Origin of the sequence: Marispirochaeta aestuarii (genome assembly GCF_002087085.1) — a bacterium.
Taxonomy (GTDB): Bacteria; Spirochaetota; Spirochaetia; order JC444; family Marispirochaetaceae; genus Marispirochaeta; species Marispirochaeta aestuarii.
Genome location: NZ_MWQY01000007.1, coordinates 162099 through 178828, shown reverse-complemented (window position 1 = coordinate 178828; position 16730 = coordinate 162099). Strand labels below are relative to the sequence as shown.

The window sequence follows — 16730 nt, the reverse complement described above, 5'->3', positions numbered from 1 at the left end:
GAGGAGTGGAGTGGTATGCTTATTTGATTGCCTGGACGGCATCGATATTTGCCTGTCCCACCATTTCTGCAAACTCGGCATAAACCGGATTCGTGGCTTCAACGAAGGGTTGACGGTCAACTTCGGTTACCTTCATTTTGCCGGTGGCGATAATTTTGTCCCAGAATTCGTTGTCCTGGTCGGTGGAAAGCTGGCGCTGCCAGGAAATGGCTTCTTTGGCGGATTCAAGAATGATATCCCGGGCCTGAGCAGGAAGTTTCTTCCAGGTAACCATGGAAATCAGAACGGGCTCCGGAGCATAGGCGTGGGCAGTTTTTGAGGCATACTGTTGTACCTCAAAGAAACGGCTCGTCCAGATGTGGGCGCTCGGGTTTTCCTGGCCGTCAACAACGCCCTGCTGCATGGCGGAATAGAGTTCGCCGAAGGCCATGGGAGTCGGGGACGCTCCGAGAGATTTCATCATGGCAATGTAGATCTTGTTGGTCATGACCCGGATCTTGAGTCCTTTCATATCGGCGGGGGAGGTGACCTCCCGACGGTCATTAGTCAGGTGGCGGATGCCGTTTTCCATGTATCCCAGAAGCTTGATTCCGTTTTTCTCAAGCTCCTCACCCAGTTCCATTCCGACGGTATCGAGGGATTCGTATGCATGGTCCCGGTCCCTGAAGAGGAAGGGCAGGTCAAAGAGAGAAATCTGAGGCTGGAACTGACCCAGGACGGCGGTTCCCACAAGGGCCATATCGATGGAGCCGTAGGTTATTCCTTCTATCAGCTCTTTTTGACCCCCAAGCTGTGAGGAGGGAAATACCTTGACCTGGATCATCCCTCCGGATTTCTCTGAAGCAAGTCTGGCAAACTCCTCAGCCCCCTTGGCATAGGGATGGGAAGGATCGGCGATGTGCCCCAGTTTGATTACGATTTCTTCGGTTATTTCTCCCGAAGCACTGCCGGATTCCTGATTTCCTTCCGCTGTCAATGTAAAAACGAGTCCCAACAGAAGAAGAGCAGTGATACTTAGTCGTGCAAAGATTTTCATACAAGCCTCCTTGGATTGATTGAATCAATGCTCTCACGCCGGGGAGGGGCCGTAAATAAATTGTACATATCCATGGTTTATTTCTTTTAGTTCTTTCTTTATCATGAGACAGGACGATTTCTGCATTTCAGTAGGAGAAACGGACCATGAAATATGTATTGTTTGCCTTTAACGGGGACCCGATCTGTTTTGTTCATGTAATGCTCAACGCTTTTGATATGCGTGAAAAGGGGCATGAGGTAAAAGTAGTTCTGGAAGGCAGCGCCGTCACAATCCCTAAGGCCATGGCGGAACCGGGGGCGGCCTTTGCACCCTTGTGGGAAAATCTGAAGGGTTCCGGAATGATCGATGTGGTCTGCAGGGCCTGTTCGGCCAAGCTGGGGGTAAGCGCTGAAGTGGAGGCCCAGGGACTGCCCCTGGGAGGCGACATGAAGGGGCATCCCTCCATGAGCGCCTATATTGACCAGGGGTATACGCTTATTACCTTTTAGTCCAGGTTCCTGGCTTTTATCCGCTCCAGGGCCCACAGGGTATATTTGCGCACCCGCTTGTCGGGATCATTCTCCAGGTCGGAGAGTATCTCGGCTCCTTCAGGGGTGTTCAGATACTCGAGGGCTTTGGTAACCTCAACCCGGACGTCCTCGTCGGGGTCCCGGGCGGCGAGGACGATACCTCTGAAGGCTGCTCTGGTCCCGATACGGGCCAGAAGGGCGGCCGCTTCCCGTCGTTCCTTCGGGTCCCGTTTGGCCAGTCGCCGGATTATGCTTTCCACCCAGCCGGTTTCCTCAAGGATGTTGTAAATAAGGGGCAGAAGAGAGGGAATGTCCTCATCCAGCAGGCTTACCAGGGATTCCTCCCCCCTGCTGCGCATCCGTTTAAAGGCTTCGCTCATGGCTTCCCTGATTTTAGGTTCCGCGTCCTTGAAAACCTCGATCATGCGGGTAAGACTGCGGGCGTCGTGTTTTTCCGCCAGGGCCCGAATGACCTCATCCTTCAGTTCTCCGGTCATGTCCCTCAGCTTTTCCACCAGAACATCAACGCTGCCCCGGGTCTCCGAGAAACTGAGCCCTGCGATGGCGGCTTTCTTGACGGTGGATACCTCGTTTTCGTCGAAGAGGAGTTCCTTGAGGCGGTCCAGAACAGTTTCAGTACCGTGGGAGCCGAGGGCCCTGGCGACCTGTACCCTGACCCGTTCCACCGGATCCCGGAGCATCTCCACGGTACTGTTCAGGGCTCGCTGTTCCTGGTAATCGTGGAGTGCCCAGACAGCAGCGATGCGAACCTCAGGGTCCGCATCCTTGAGGGCCTTACGGATGGGGGCTACAAACTCCTTGATGCCGGTGGCCGGCAGGGCGGCAATAAGGGAGGCCCGGACATGGGCGTCATCGCTTTCCAGGATGCCTTCAACCCGCTTGTTGAAAAGGTCTCCGCTGAAATCGGCGAGGATGGTGGTAAAATAACGTGCTTCATCAAGGGGCAGAATTGCGAGGTTTTCCAGAACGTGCTGGAGACAGTATGGTTTCTTCAGCTGGGCCAGGAGCTTAAGGGCATCGATACGCACCTGATGGGGATATTCCTCCCGTTCCGCTTTGAGAATGGCGATTATCTCCCCCTGGTAAAAGCACTCGTCAAATCGCAGCAGGGTTTCCCGTACAAGATCCCGCTCCGGTACATCGGGATCCTTCAGCATTCTGACAAGGAGCGGGGCAACAAGAAAGTCTCCGCTTTCCGGGAGGGAGGGGAGGATTCGATTCAGAAAGGCGGTCTTGTGGGACTGCCTCTCCAGTTCCTCGCATATCAGCTGAACTGCATCGCAGGTTCCCCGCAGTTTGATTGCTTTCAAGGTTTCTTCGTAAAGTCTTTTTTTATCGGAATGAGTTTTTTCCTCATCGCTGAAGGAAAACACTGCCCTGGCGAGACTGTTGATCAGTTCTCTGGATCCTGTTTTCTGAAGCAGCCGTGCGGCGATCAGCAGGGTCGCCGGGTTGCTGTTCGAAGATACAGCCTTCATGAATCCGGTAATACCGACTTCCGCTGCCTTGGTAAGAAGTTTGAAATTTCGGTCCAGCAGCTCCCGGTCTCCCAGATCAACCTGCTGGAAGAGGCGGTCCAGTGTACCCAGGCGGCTCAGAAAGAACGCTGCACTCAGGCGAAGTTCTTTGTTGTCATTGTCCAGAAAGGAGAGGGCGGTGTTTTCGTCCTGGGCGAATTCCGGATTCATCAGGTCGAGGACATGAAAGGCCTGGACTTCGCTGAGTTTTTTTACGTCCAGCACTTCCCGATCCGCAAAGTCCAGGTTGATTCTCTCCTTCGCAGCCCGGCGGACCTCGAATACCGGATCTCCGGTGAAAAGGCTTTTCAGGGCTTCGAAGAATTTATCCTCCCTGTCGGTCTTCAGCTCGGTGGCCACCGTACGCCGTACCAGGGCATGGGTATCATGCAGACAGTCCCAGACCGCCCGCTGTGAACGCTCGTCATCGTGATGCAGAAGGATCTTGACCGCGAAATAACGGGAGGCCCACTCGGGATCCCCGGTCATCTCACGGATGTGGGAGATGTATTCCCCGAAGATCTCCAGCGCCTTGCGGCCGTCGAAATCCTCACCTTTTCCGGAAAGGGCTATACGGCGCATGGCCAGCAGATCCCCGCTCTCCTTGAGCCAGTCCGTCAGATATCTGGTTTTCCGTGGTTTGTCGAGAACTGCCAGAAACACGTAAAAGAGCCCCTCTTCAGGGATAAATTTGAGCACCCGCCGGATGTCCGATACCCGCTTGCGGCGCCGAACAAGCTCTACCCAGATCCTGCTAATCCCAAGGTTTTTCAGCAGTCCGTCCCCGTACTTATCCGCTCCGGCTTCGATCATCCGGGAACGCCGGATGAGAGCCCCGGTATCGTATTTTTCCAGCACCAGGTGCCGGGCAGCCTCTTCATCAACGGCTGCCTTTTCCAGCCTTCTTTTGAAGATGGAACGACTGATAAAGCTCCAGATCAAAGCCGCAATTATTCCTGCAACAAGAAGCGCATCGACGATATAGATCCATAGCGGCAGTGAGCCAAGGAGTCCTGGTATATTCATGCATATCCCCCTAGTATAAAACGATGATCCCGACGCATCGGTCTCAACGGAAATCGGTCACATTGTATATCTGAATAGGTTTCACTTTACCCTTGACCCGGACGGGCTCCCGCTTTTCGACTTTGAATTTTCCATCGATCAGCTCAAGGGTTTCCTGGGTAATTATAATCTCGTCTGCCCCGGCGACTCCCTCCAGGCGGGCCGCCAGGTTCACCGTGTCTCCGATAACCGTGTAGTCCATTCGCTGGCTGCTGCCGAGGTTCCCCGCCACCAGAGGGCCTGTGTTCATGCCGATGGCGAGACGCAGGTCCTTTGCCTCACCGGTAAAGAACCGCCGCTTTTTGTCTTTAACCATATGCTGGAGCTCCACCGCGGTGGAAACAGCGTTAACCGCATCCTGTTCCTCTGAAAAGAGGGGAACGCCCCAGGCCGCCATAATGCAGTCGCCGATAAACTTGTCGATATAGCCCCGGTTTTTCAGAACAACCTCGACGGCCTCGGAGAAGAATCCGTTCAGCAGTTCGATAATATAAGCAGGTTCCTTGCCTTCGGAAAAGGCAGTGTAGCCCACGATGTCGGCAAAGAAAAGGGTCGCCCGCTTCTGGTCTCCCCCGGGTTTGATAAGGTCCGGGGTATCCATCAGCTGCTGCACCAGATCGTTGGACATGTAGCGGGCGAACATGTCCTTGATTACCCGCCGCTCTTCCTTGGCGACTTCCATGTTCTCCTTCAGTTCCCGTTCCCGGCTCTGGTCGGTGAACAGCAGGGTAAGCCCTTCGTGTCGTCCCCGCTTGCCCTTCAGGGGTGACAGGTTCAGGGAGAAATCTATCTCTTTCTCATTTCCCTTGAAAATACCTTCGATTCCAAGGACCTCGTTTCCGCTTTCCTGGGTTTTTTCCAGGGCATTGATGACCTTTTTCCCTATCCGTTTGTGAAAGAAATCGCTGATACGGCGTCCAATGTCTTCCCGGGAAAGATTCATACGCTCCGCCGCGGCCTGGTTGAAATAATGGATAGCTCCGGATTCATCCGTGGTAATCAGAAGGTTCGTCATGGAAGAGAAGATATTCTCCTGGTAGCGTTCCATCTCCTCGATTCGCTGCAGGTATTCCCGGGTCTCCTGAAGCAGCCGGGCGTTATGCAGCATGCCTCCGGCGAGCCGGGTAAAGGACTCTACGAAGGCAAAGCGTATCCGGCTGTAAAAGCCGGTGCTGCGGGAGTTGATAAAGAGTATCCCGATTTTTTCCCTGGCCGTCTTTATGGGAATCGCCATTCCGCTTTTCATTTCGTCATGGAGAAGGACCCCGAGGAATGGACTCGGTTTACGTTCCAGCAGAACCACCGCCTCACCGCAGTCTCCTATGAAATCGACGATCTCGTTGCCGGCATTCAGGGATTTGGGAATTTCGTAGCGGCCCCGTTTGTATCCGAGACGCAGTCTGCTTTTTGCGTTTGCGGGATTCTCGTAGACATAAAAGGCAGACAGGTCGGACTGGGTAACGTCCTGGGCCTGCTCCACCAGGCGCGATATCAGGGGGCGGAACTGGAACTCCTCGGACATCAGCATGCTGGTCCGAACGAGTTGCGTAAGAGCCTCTTCCTGAGTTGTCAGCATAGTCCTGTCTCCGTGTAATTCAGCTGATTTCAGTATATAGGAGCGCATAAGGATAATCTACTGAAAAAATATGTATAAAAATATGGGGACAGGCACCGATGCATATTCCCCGGAGGACAAAATTTGACTCTCTGCTCCTGTCTAGTACCTTTTAAAGATGAAGTCAGAAGCAAACCCGAAAAACCACGGAACGAAAAAGAATCATTCCCACACTGATCACCACAGAATGATGATACGGGATTTCCGGCGACGTTTTTACTGGACTCTTGTACTGTCGGTCCCGGTCCTCGGGCTTTCAGAGCTCATTCAGGGCTGGCTGGGATTCAGTTTCAGCTTTCCCGGTGCGGATTACCTTGTCTTTCTGCTTTCCACGGCCATATTTCTGTATGGCGGATGGCCCTTCCTGAAAGGCCTTGCAGATGAGCTCGGGAACAGGAATCCCGGCATGATGACCCTCATCGGCCTGGCCATATCGGTTGCATATCTGTACAGCGCCGCAGTGAGCTTTGGTCTGGAAGGGACACCCTTCTACTGGGAGCTTGCCACCCTGATCGCCATCATGCTGGCCGGACACTGGATCGAGATGTCATCGGTGCTGAGTGCATCTTCGGCCCTGGAGGAACTGGCCCAGCTGATGCCCTCCGAGGCTCACAGGAAAAATGGAAATAATGTTGAGGACATTCCTCTGGAAGAGGTCGAAAAGGGAGATATCCTGCTGATTAAACCGGGAGAGAAGATTCCTTCCGACGGGATCGTCTCCAGCGGAAAGAGCTATCTTGATGAATCCATGCTGACGGGTGAGTCAAAACCCGTTGATAAGGGGGAAGGCGATGAGGTTATCGGCGGTTCCGTCAACGGAGACGGTTCTCTGGAGATCAGGGTCGAGAGTTCCGGTGAAGATAACTATCTGAACCAGGTAATCGACATGGTCCGGAAAGCCCAGGCCGACAAATCCAGAACGCAGGCCCTTTCGGACAAAGCGGCCTTCTGGTTGACCCTTATCGCGATCAGTGCCGGGATTATCACCCTCAGTGCCTGGCTCATTGCGGGCCGGGATCTCCAGTTTTCCATTGCGCGGATGGCTACCGTGATGGTTATTACCTGTCCCCACGCCCTGGGCCTGGCCATACCTCTTGTAGTGGCGGTCTCCACTTCGAAGTCGGCACAGAACGGACTGCTGATCCGGAACCGGACCGCTTTTGAAAATGCCCGCAGGATTACCACTGTTGTTTTTGATAAAACCGGGACCCTGACAAAAGGAAATTTCGAGGTCAGTGAGGTGAGCACCTTTGCCGATGGGTATGACGAAGATCGTGTCGTTTCCATGGCTGCGGGCCTTGAGGGGCACTCGGAACATCCCATTGGAAAGGGGATCGTCCATGAGGCCGAAAGGCGTAAACTGAAAATACCCGAGGTTGAAGATTTTGAAGCCATCAAGGGAAAAGGGGTACGGGGAAGCCTTGAAGGGAAAAATGTGATGCTCCTCAGCCCGGGTGCCCTGTCGGAAATGGATATTGAAGTCCCGGGAGGAACTGACAAGGGGGCGGAAACCAGGGTATTTCTGCTTGTAGACAAGGTACTGACCGGTTCCATTGCCCTTGCGGATACCATCCGTCCGGAGTCCTACAAGGCTGTACAACAGCTTCAGTCCCGGGGGATCAAGTGCTGGATACTGACAGGGGACAATGAGCAGACAGCCGCCGCAGTGGCGGATGAACTGGGAGTTGACGGATACTTTGCCCAGGTTCTGCCGGACCAGAAGCAGGAGAAGATACGGGAGCTTCAGGAAGAGGGGGAGTATGTGGCCATGACCGGCGACGGTGTCAACGATTCTCCCGCCCTGGCCCAGGCCCAGATAGGGATTGCAGTCGGATCGGGTACCGATGTGGCGGCGGCCACGGCGGATATAATCCTGGTCAATTCAAATCCCCTGGATGTTTCGGCCCTGATCCTCTTTGGCAGGGCAACCCACAGAAAGATGGTTCAGAATCTCATATGGGCCACGGGGTACAATGTTGTGGCGATACCCCTTGCCGGGGGTGTCCTTTTTCCCCTGGGGATTATCATGTCTCCGGAGGTGGGGGCTATTCTGATGTCCCTGTCTACGGTAATTGTGGCGATCAACGCAAAACTGCTCAGTGTACCGAAGGAAAAACTGGTTGACGGATAAGATTCCGAACCTCGATAATAGGGAGTACAGCCTATATCTCCAGGACAGGAGCCTGATACCATGAAATTACTGACCAATTCTGCTGAAGATCTGCAAACCATACGAAAAATCTGCTCGATTCTGGACTATTCCGGGGCCCTGGTGCCGAATGCCACCGCCGGGATGGTCCGCAAAGCCTGCGAAGAAGCACAACGGATGAAGTACGCTGCGGTTCCCGTTTTCCCCGCCTACATCCCCATGGTGGCGGAGGAGCTGAAGGGAACCGGGATCGCTCCCCAGGTGGTGGTGGGCTTTCCCTCCGGTGGAGCCAGGACCAGCGTCAAGGTAAAGGAGGCTGAGCAGGGAATCGTCGACGGAGCCGGGGAGATCGACATGGTAATCAACATCGGTTTTCTGGTGGACGGCGAATACAAGAAGGCGGAAGAGGATATCCGGGCCGTTGTGGATGTAGCGAAATCCGCGGATGTAACGGTAAAGGTTATTATAGAAACAGGATTTCTCTCGGATATCGACAAGATTGAAGCGGTGGAAGTCATATGCAATGCGGGAGCCGATTTTGTAAAGACCTGTACCGGTTTTGCCGAAGGCAAAGCAACCGTCCACGATATTTCTCTGCTCCATCAGCGCGCAAAGGGCCGGATCAAGGTTAAAGCCTCGGGGGGTGTCTGGACCCTGGAGGATGCGGCGGCCTTCATCGAGGCCGGAGCTGAACGGGTTGCGGGACGCTACAGCATAACCCATCAGCTGGAAATGCTGGGGATCGACAGGCTCTAGATCTATATCCGGGGTCCGCCCCTTGACGCGGGAGTTCTTTTCCGGGTATAAACGCTTTCAATTATGGAAGCACGGAAGAAACATCTACATAAGTTTCCGGACTTTTGGGCCGAGGGTCCTCGGAGATAGCTTTCCTGTCGTTTGTCACGAACGGCGGGAAAGCTTTTTTTTTGCCCACACCTCAAGAAGTGTTTCCATGAATCGGTCCAGAAAAAACCATTATTCCAAGGAGTCGTCATGTCCAAACCTGTTTACGATGTTGAACAGCGTCCGCCCTTAAGCCGCTGGATTCCCCTGAGTTTCCAGCACGTCTTTGCCATGTTCAGTGCAACGGTGCTGGTACCCCTGCTTACCGGATTGAATCCGGCTGTGGCCCTGTTCACCTCGGGTATCGGAACCCTGCTGTACATTGTAATAACCCGCGGCAAGGTCCCAACGTATCTGGGGTCTTCTTTCGCCTATATCGCGCCCCTGATTGCCGTCAGCGCTTCCTACGGGGTCGAGTATGCCCTGGGCGCTGGATTCTGCGTCGGACTCTTCTACCTGCTGGTGGCCTTCATCATCCGTCAGGCGGGGACTGGCTGGCTGGACAGGATGCTTCCTCCCGTGGTTATCGGCAGTGTCATCATCGTAATCGGACTCAAGCTGGCACCCACCGCCATGAACATGGCCATGTACCCCTTTGCAGACCCCTCCCAGGGATACAACGGCGGCTTCGCGCTTATCGCGGCTGTGACCCTGGGTATAGCGATTGTCTCCATGATCGTGCTCAAAGGGTTTTTCACGGTAATCCCGATCCTGATCGGAATCGCCGGGGGCTATCTGTTTACGCTGATCATGGGGAGTTTTCTGCCGGCCTTCAGTCTGATAGATTTTACCCCCGTGGCAGAAGCCTCCTGGTTCGGTTTTGCGAAACTCGTTCTTCCAAAGTTCAGCATTGTTCCCATCGTGACCTTCCTGCTGGTCTCCATGGCCACCATAGCCGAACACCTGGGAGATACCATGGTGCTGAGCAAGGTTGTGGGCAGGGATTTCTACAAGAATCCGGGGATCCACCGGACGCTGGCCGGCGACGGAGCGGCAACTGCCCTGGCATCCCTTTTCGGGGGACCGCCGAATACAACCTACGGTGAGAATATCGGCGCCATGGCAATCAGCCGGGTTTATTCGGTATGGGTCATCGGCGGTGCTGCGGTGATCGCGGTTCTGCTTTCCTTTATTCAGAAGGTGGGTGCCCTTATTCAGACTATTCCGACCCCCGTTATGGGAGGAATCAGTATGATGCTTTTCGGGATTATCGCCTCTGCAGGTATCCGCACCGTCGTTGAGAGCGGCGTTGACTATACCTGCAAACGGAACCTGACCATTACCTCGGTAATCCTGGTAATCGGCATCGGCGGCGGAAAGATCTTCTTCCCCATCACCGAAGGACTCAATTTTGAACTCGCCGATGTTGCTCTGGCTACCTTTGTGGGAATTGTTCTGAACCTGATCCTGCCCCCTTCACTGAACCAGGTTGATGAAGAACAGCACGTGGTGGACGAAGCCGAAAGCCTGCCGGAAGTGTAGCACAGACAAAACAGAAACAAAGATGGGGAGGATGGACAGGATAGGGAAGGCAACCGAGGCACCGGGGATGCAGAGGAATTATAGAATAATCTCTGTGTTCTCTGAGTCTCCGTAGTTCCATTCCTTTCCTAAGATCCTATCCTTCCCGTCCTGTCTATCTGTGTTCCAAAAAATCTCCGTGCCTCCGTGGCGAATCTTGCCGATCATCCCTTGCTATCTGCCTCAATCATAGGCCAGTCGAAGGGGCTCGTCCGCAAGTACGTGCTTGATACGTTCCTTCCATGCATTGCCTTTCCAGGTCCCCAGTTTTTCATGGGTGGTAAAATAGTTCTGAGGAATCGGATGTGTACCGATTACCACCTCTAATCCGTATTTCGCAGGGATGAAATTGCAAAACGATTCGATACGCGGACAGGGGGGATACCCCACTACGAGTCCGGTGGCCAGATGGATGACTTCAGCACCATTCTTTTTCATCTCAGCCGGAGCATATTCAACGTTACCCCCGGGACACCCTCCGCAGGTTGTGATTCCCACAAGTTCAATTTCATCATTCTTGTAAAGAGAGAAGCCGCCTTCCCGGTTGCGCATGGCCCGGAGGCATTTTCCCCCTGCACAGGTATGGTATCTATGACAAATTATGATTCCTATCTTTTTCATTTTTCTATCTCCTTTATCGCATAGTATTTCACCCGGAATTAATGTCGTCCAGTGTCAGATACAAGTCGACATGGAGTACCGGATGGGAATCTGAAACAAAGATGGGGAGGATGGACAGGATAGGGAAGGCCACTGATGAACATTGAGGGACTGTGAAACAAAAATGAGAAGGATGAGCAGGAAGTATATTCCAGCAGATACGAATCGACGACTGCCAGAGATTATGGTACACTAATTAATATAATTCTAATTTGTACTGTGAGATAGAATAGAGTTAAGGGAGTACCTGCAAAAGTGCCCAAATCAAATTCGACCCGTCCCTGGGGACCAGACAATCCGCACCCGCTCTCGACGATGAAGACCGAGCTGGTCTGGGAAGGCAAGTACGACGAGTTCGGCAACCGCCGGGAGGTTGACGTTGCCGGCAGCTCCATGCCGATGCAGAAGATCGAGACGATCGACCAGCCCCGGAGTGAAGCGGCTTCTAAGGGCGGCGAGTTTCTCCTGGACTTCGAGAAGACCACAAGCCGTAATGACGACTTTCGGAGCCGGCTGATTTGGGGTGACAACAAGCTCGTCATGGCGAGTCTGCTGAAGGAGTTTCGGGGACGCATTGACCTAATCTACATCGATCCGCCGTTTGATGTAGGGGCGGACTTCACGATGAACGTGCCGATCGGAGACGGGAAAGAAACATTGGGCAAGGACCAATCGACCTTGGAGATGGTTGCGTATCGAGACACTTGGGGAAAGGGAACGGATAGCTACGTTCAGATGATGTATGAGCGGCTCACTCTTGCACGTGAACTCCTCTGTGATAGCGGTAGCATCTACGTCCACCTTGGATGGCAGGCAGTTGGGTATATCAGGCCTATTCTCGAAGAGGTCTTCGGAAGGGCTTCGTTTAGGAACGAGATTATCTGGAAGAGAAAGACGGGCCGCGGCCAGACAAACAAGGTACCCACCGAGTTTGGAACTCAGACCGATTCCATACTCTTTTTCACGAAATCGAGCACCAACACATTCATAACTCCGCTGAAACCATTGAAACAGTCCTACGTTGACAAGTTCTATCGATTCACGGATGAGAATGGGCGACGTTATCGGATAGCAGATTTGTCGAGTCCGAGCTATCGGCCAAACCTCAAGTATGAATACAAAGGGTACCAACCGCCGGAGAAGGGCTGGGCGATTTCGCGAACAAAGATGGAGGAGTGGGATAAGGAAGGTCGTCTTCAATTCCCTGCAAACAAGAGTGGCAGAATCCAGCGCAGACGTTTCCTGGACGAGAACGAAGGAGAAGCGGTTCAGAATCTTTGGGATGACATCGGCATCGTGCCTCCTCAGTCAGATGAGCGATTGGGATTCGCTACGCAAAAACCAGAGCAACTACTTGAGAGAATAGTGACTGCAAGTAGCAATGAAGGAGCCCTCGTCGCTGATTTCTTCTGCGGGAGCGGTACCACCGGAGCCGTTGCAGAGAAGCTCGGTCGCCGCTGGATAATGGCCGACTTGGGACGGTATGCCATCCATACCTCCCGCAAGCGCATGATCGACGTGCAACGGGAGCTTGCAGATCAGCAGAAGCCGTACCGAGCTTTCGATGTCTACAACCTCGGACGTTATGAACGACAGTGGTGGCAGGCGGAGTATCTGGAGGGAGCCGACGAAGAGCACCGGAAGATCGTGCTGGAATTCTTCCGGGCCGAGATCCTTGGCTCTAGGAACCGGCCGTCACCGCTGATCCATGGACGGAAAGGTACTGCCCTATGCCACGTGGATCAAATCGACTCGATCTTCACTCGCGACGAAGCCGAACAGGTTGCCGTCGCTACCGCACAAGCTGGGGCTTCCGAGTGTTACTGCCTCTCCTGGGAGTTTGAGATGGATCTCAGACTCACGGTCAATGCCCTGGAGAAGAAGCATGGAGTCCGGCTAAAACTCATCCAAATCCCAAGGGAGATCATGGAACGGAATCGTACTGCCCCGCCGCCGTGGTTGGAGGTCGCCGTCCTGGAGGCAGAGCCCGTGGTGAAGCAGAGTGCTTCCGGAACTACGGTGGACGTGAAACTTACCAACTTCATGCCGTCCCTGGCTGAGGTTCCGACCAAGGAGCTTGAGGCCATCAGGGAGCGCGCGGTGAAAAGCGGGTTCGACTTCATCGACTTCTGGGCTGTCGACTTCGACTGGGATCCGAGCCGTCCCTTCAACCATCACTGGCAGGACTACCGGACCCGGAAGGACAGGTCGCTGAGTACGGTCAGTAAGGCAGAGCATCAATACGAGAAGCCGGGAACGTACACGATCTGCGTGAAGGTTGTGGACACCTTTGGATGTGATACCAGTATCACTGTCGACGTTGCGGTATGAGGGTGTGAGAAGTGGCTGAATCAACGAATGCCGGGATCAATCTTGGAGCCATCGAACCACTCTATGAGCCGTGGGAAGAGCCCAACTCTCATCGTGTAGCGGCAAGGAAGCAGGCTGGGCAATCTGAAATCAAGACAGGTCGTCGCAGGTCTTCGATCTCCATCGTTCAGAGTCTACGACGTGAGGTGAGCGAATGGCGGGAGAACTACTACCCTGGAGCCAGTGATACGACCCGCCAGCTCTTCGGGTACTGGTTTCAGCGCGCCCACCGGCAGACCACGCCTGCTGGGGAAGAGTATGATTTCCGCTACTACTTCTGCCAGCGGGAAGCCATCGAGACCCTCGTCTATTTGGCCGAGATCCACAACAGCCCGACATTGAGCGGACTTTATGAGAAGTTTGGAACAGATCAGCAGAAGGAAGCCGCTTACGGTATTGCCCCTGACGAGGATCTGTGGCCACGGTACGCGGAGAAGATCGCTACCGGTGCCGGAAAGACCAAGATTATGAGCCTGGCGGTTGTGTGGAGCTATTTTCACAACCTCCGAGAATCCTACTCGAACGCCGCGAAGCATTTCGTGATCATCGCTCCAAACCTCACCGTGTACGAGCGTCTGCGGGAAGATTTCGGTGACGGCAAGATCTTCGAGACCGACCCTCTCATTCCCCCGGAATGGAAGGGCGACTGGAACATGAGCGTTGTGCTCCAGGACGAAGCTGCTCCGGACAGTATCGGCGGGACGATCTACCTGACGAATATTCATCGCCTCTACGACAACAGCAAGAAGAAGGGCAAGAAGCAGGCAGAGTTCCACTCCTTCATGGGTCCTACGGTTCAGAAGGCGAAGGTATTTAACTCCGGTGCAGAGCTCCGGGAGCGTATTGCTGGTAAGCGTACGATTATGGTCCTCAACGACGAGGCTCACCACGTCTGGGACCCCGGTTCGGCCTGGAGCGAGGCAATCGCCTACCTTCACACTTCCATCGAGCAATCCGGTGGCACCGGTATCTTTGCACAGATCGATCTGAGCGCCACGCCCAAAGACAACAAGGGCCAGCTCTTCAAGCACATCATCTGTGACACGCCCCTGGGAGAAGCCGTTGATTCCGGTATCGTCAAGACGCCGATCATTGGACGGACCAGCCAGGCACTCAATGAAGGCGCATCAGACAATGCAGCCTACCGATACGACACTCATCTACGCCTCGGCTACGGTCGATGGCAGAAGAGCAAAGAAGAATGGGAGCAAAGCGGTAAGAAGCCATTGCTCTTCGTGATGTGTTCCGATACGACGGAAGCCGACCAGATCGCGCAACGGCTCAACACCGACCCCACCTTTGAAGAGCTCAACGGTCGTACGATCAACCTTCACACAAACCTCAAGGGCAAGCTGAAGAAGAAGGGGCGTGGAGACAGCGCCTACTACGTCTTTGAGGAATCCGAGAAGGACATCAGTGACGACGATCTCAATGAGCTTCGCAAACTCAGCCGAGAGCTCGATCAGAACTCAAGCCCCTATCGCTGCATCGTGTCTGTCCTGATGCTTCGTGAAGGATGGGACGTCAGAAACGTTACCACGATCGTTCCGTTGAGGCCGTACAGTTCCAAGGCCAACATCCTTCCTGAACAGACAATGGGGCGCGGTCTGCGTCGAATGACGCCTCCGGGAAGCTCCGGCGCACACGAGATGCTGACGATCGTCGATCATCCCAAGTTCACCTCCCTCTATCGGCAGGAGCTTCAGCAGGAAGGGCTGTTCATCGACGAGGTCGACGCCGAGAAGGTTCCTCGCACCACCGTTTCGATCTTTCCGGATGTCGATAACCCGGATAAGGACCTGGATGAGTTGGAACTCGAGGTTCCAAGCCTGGCACCCGGCTATCGGACCGTTGCCGACGTCTCCGGTCTGTCCAAGAAGGATATCGAGCAGGAGTGGTTGAAGTCGAAGTACACGAAGCTACCCCTTGGAAGTGTTACGTCAACGGAGTTGGAGTACGAGGGACGACAACTCCTTACCAATGAAGTCGTCGAACGGATGAAGCTTCACCTCCCGCTCCTAAGCAATGGTGCCGGAGCAATTTCCTACTACACCCGTGAGCTCGAAGAAGTCTGCCGGGTCCGGGGCTTGCACAAGCAACTGGCACCCCTGCTTCAGCACTTTTTCGAATCAGTGCTGTTCGACAATCCGACAAGCATCTTTGATCAGGAGCTCGCCAACCGGATCGGCGATTCCGACGTTGCCGAGCATGTCAGGGCTGTGTTCGTACCTCTTATCCGATCCCGGATCACGAAGCGGCAGGAACGGTCGCATCTGCCGGATGCCATGAAGCTCTCGGAGTGGAAGCCCTATCAGGTCACTCACAGTGAGAAGCATCCGACAATCCAGGCGGACCGCACGCCATTCAACCTCGTTCCCTGCAACCGCAGCCTCGAGCTCGGCTTTGCTCAGTTTACGGATACCCAGGCAACGGATGTCGCCGCTTTCGCCAAGAATGCCGGTCCCCAGTGCCTCCGGATCGACTACATTGCGGGATCCGGGATGCTGGCCTTCTACACTCCGGACTTCATCGTCCGCACCAAGGTTGGAACGTACTTTCTCGTTGAGACCAAAGGCAGGGAAGACCGGGATGTACCCCGCAAAGCCCGAGCTGCGGTAGCCTGGTGCGAGTCCGCTTCTCAGATTGGTACCAAATGGCAGTACCTCTACATACAGGAGGGGGTCTACAAACGCTCAACGGCTACAGAGATATCAGCCCTTGCACGTGCGTGCGAACCGAGCCTCCAGTCCCTCCTGGACGAAGAACGGATGCCCGACTTGCCGCTTTTCGCACAGGCGCAACCCTACGACGAGGAAGAGGAGGAAACCCTGAAGTGGGTCGCCGAAGAAACCCTCCAGTATCTTCCTGACCGGTACAAGGATGCCGTCGTCCAGGCAGGACAACTGGCCGAGTTCCTCGCCAACAAGAAATCGAAGAGCTACGCTCCGGCGTTCACCGCTCTTCTTGGCCCCATAGACGACGTATGCACCCGAGTGGTACAGAAACAGCTGGAGCCTCTCCTGCCACGATCCGTGGAGGATCAAAAGCGGTGGTTTACTCCGAAGCTACCTCCGGACCTTGAACACGGAGAACAGAAACGGATCGAACAGCTTGGATACAACCTCAAACGGACTATTGTCTTCGGGAACGGCCTCTCCCCGACGGGATTACTTCGGAACTGTCTGCAGTTTGCCTTGGAAGATACGTTGGAGATCGGAGGAGTCTTTTCGGCTGTGAGAAAGGTGTTCGACTTCAACGGTGCTAAGCATATGCTCCAGGCAGTGAGCCGGGTTAATGATTTTAGGAACCATTATATTGCTCACCAGGACGAAGAGCTGTCGGACTTGGAAAAAGCAGTCGCCGAACTCCAACATTGGATGGACACTATTCTATTACTGAGCAAAGCTTTGAAATCCTGATT

Annotated in this window: 10 protein-coding genes; 6 read left to right on the top strand and 4 right to left on the bottom strand. The window is 54.2% G+C overall.

Annotated features, from left to right (window positions below; all coding sequences use genetic code 11):
* Positions 1-19: 19 nt before the first annotated feature.
* Positions 20-1036 (bottom strand): TRAP transporter substrate-binding protein, encoded by a 1017-nt coding sequence (locus B4O97_RS07905; protein WP_096348856.1) that lies wholly within the window; start codon positions 1034-1036, stop codon positions 20-22.
* 146 nt (positions 1037-1182) lie between these two features.
* Between B4O97_RS07905 and B4O97_RS07900 the strand changes: the two genes are divergently transcribed.
* A complete protein-coding gene (locus B4O97_RS07900; RefSeq protein ID WP_083049808.1) occupies positions 1183-1527 on the top strand; it encodes a DsrE family protein in 345 nt (114 codons plus the stop codon).
* On the opposite strand, the gene B4O97_RS07895 is transcribed toward B4O97_RS07900, so the two are convergent.
* On the bottom strand, positions 1524-4112 hold the full coding sequence (locus B4O97_RS07895) for a HEAT repeat domain-containing protein (protein WP_083049807.1): 2589 nt from the start codon (positions 4110-4112) through the stop codon (positions 1524-1526). The genes B4O97_RS07900 and B4O97_RS07895 overlap by 4 nt on opposite strands.
* A gap of 43 nt (positions 4113-4155) precedes the next feature.
* The gene (locus B4O97_RS07890; RefSeq protein WP_083049806.1) at positions 4156-5727 is read right to left on the bottom strand and encodes an adenylate/guanylate cyclase domain-containing protein; all 1572 of its coding nucleotides are present in this window, start codon (positions 5725-5727) and stop codon (positions 4156-4158) included.
* A gap of 157 nt (positions 5728-5884) precedes the next feature.
* Here B4O97_RS07890 and B4O97_RS07885 point away from each other — a divergent pair, with 157 nt between their 5' ends.
* The 3 genes from B4O97_RS07885 to B4O97_RS07875 all read left to right on the top strand — a co-directional run bounded on the left by B4O97_RS07885 (position 5885) and on the right by B4O97_RS07875 (position 10240).
* Complete coding sequence (locus tag B4O97_RS07885) at positions 5885-7897, top strand: copper-translocating P-type ATPase (RefSeq protein ID WP_083049805.1); 2013 nt, start codon at positions 5885-5887, stop codon at positions 7895-7897.
* Between the two features lie 60 nt (positions 7898-7957).
* Complete coding sequence (gene deoC, locus B4O97_RS07880; protein ID WP_083049804.1) at positions 7958-8671, top strand: deoxyribose-phosphate aldolase; 714 nt, start codon at positions 7958-7960, stop codon at positions 8669-8671.
* A gap of 237 nt (positions 8672-8908) precedes the next feature.
* Positions 8909-10240 (top strand): solute carrier family 23 protein, encoded by a 1332-nt coding sequence (locus tag B4O97_RS07875; RefSeq protein WP_083049803.1) that lies wholly within the window; start codon positions 8909-8911, stop codon positions 10238-10240.
* A 222-nt stretch (positions 10241-10462) separates the two neighbouring features.
* Here B4O97_RS07875 and B4O97_RS07870 read toward each other — a convergent pair whose 3' ends face one another.
* A complete protein-coding gene (locus B4O97_RS07870; protein WP_083049802.1) occupies positions 10463-10900 on the bottom strand; it encodes a CGGC domain-containing protein in 438 nt (145 codons plus the stop codon).
* 354 nt (positions 10901-11254) lie between these two features.
* Here B4O97_RS07870 and B4O97_RS07865 point away from each other — a divergent pair, with 354 nt between their 5' ends.
* Together B4O97_RS07865 and B4O97_RS07860 are read left to right on the top strand one after the other, a co-directional pair.
* On the top strand, positions 11255-13270 hold the full coding sequence (locus B4O97_RS07865; RefSeq protein WP_083049801.1) for a DNA methyltransferase: 2016 nt from the start codon (positions 11255-11257) through the stop codon (positions 13268-13270).
* An 11-nt stretch (positions 13271-13281) separates the two neighbouring features.
* Positions 13282-16728 carry a DEAD/DEAH box helicase gene (locus tag B4O97_RS07860; RefSeq protein ID WP_083049800.1) on the top strand — a complete coding sequence of 1149 codons (3447 nt, stop codon included), beginning with the start codon at positions 13282-13284 and terminating at the stop codon, positions 16726-16728.
* The last annotated feature ends 2 nt before the right edge of the window (positions 16729-16730 follow it).

What these genes read in the sequence shown, in the direction of transcription:
- deoC (WP_083049804.1), top strand. Translation starts at nt 7,958, where the DNA reads ATGAAATTACTGACCAATTCTGCTGAAGATCTGCAAACCATACGAAAA.
- B4O97_RS07865 (WP_083049801.1), top strand. Translation starts at nt 11,255, where the DNA reads ATGAAGACCGAGCTGGTCTGGGAAGGCAAGTACGACGAGTTCGGCAAC.
- B4O97_RS07875 (WP_083049803.1), top strand. Translation starts at nt 8,909, where the DNA reads ATGTCCAAACCTGTTTACGATGTTGAACAGCGTCCGCCCTTAAGCCGC.
- B4O97_RS07870 (WP_083049802.1), bottom strand. Translation starts at nt 10,900, where the DNA reads ATGAAAAAGATAGGAATCATAATTTGTCATAGATACCATACCTGTGCA.
- B4O97_RS07895 (WP_083049807.1), bottom strand. Translation starts at nt 4,112, where the DNA reads ATGAATATACCAGGACTCCTTGGCTCACTGCCGCTATGGATCTATATC.
- B4O97_RS07900 (WP_083049808.1), top strand. Translation starts at nt 1,183, where the DNA reads ATGAAATATGTATTGTTTGCCTTTAACGGGGACCCGATCTGTTTTGTT.
- B4O97_RS07885 (WP_083049805.1), top strand. Translation starts at nt 5,885, where the DNA reads ATGAAGTCAGAAGCAAACCCGAAAAACCACGGAACGAAAAAGAATCAT.
- B4O97_RS07905 (WP_096348856.1), bottom strand. Translation starts at nt 1,036, where the DNA reads ATGAAAATCTTTGCACGACTAAGTATCACTGCTCTTCTTCTGTTGGGA.
- B4O97_RS07890 (WP_083049806.1), bottom strand. Translation starts at nt 5,727, where the DNA reads ATGCTGACAACTCAGGAAGAGGCTCTTACGCAACTCGTTCGGACCAGC.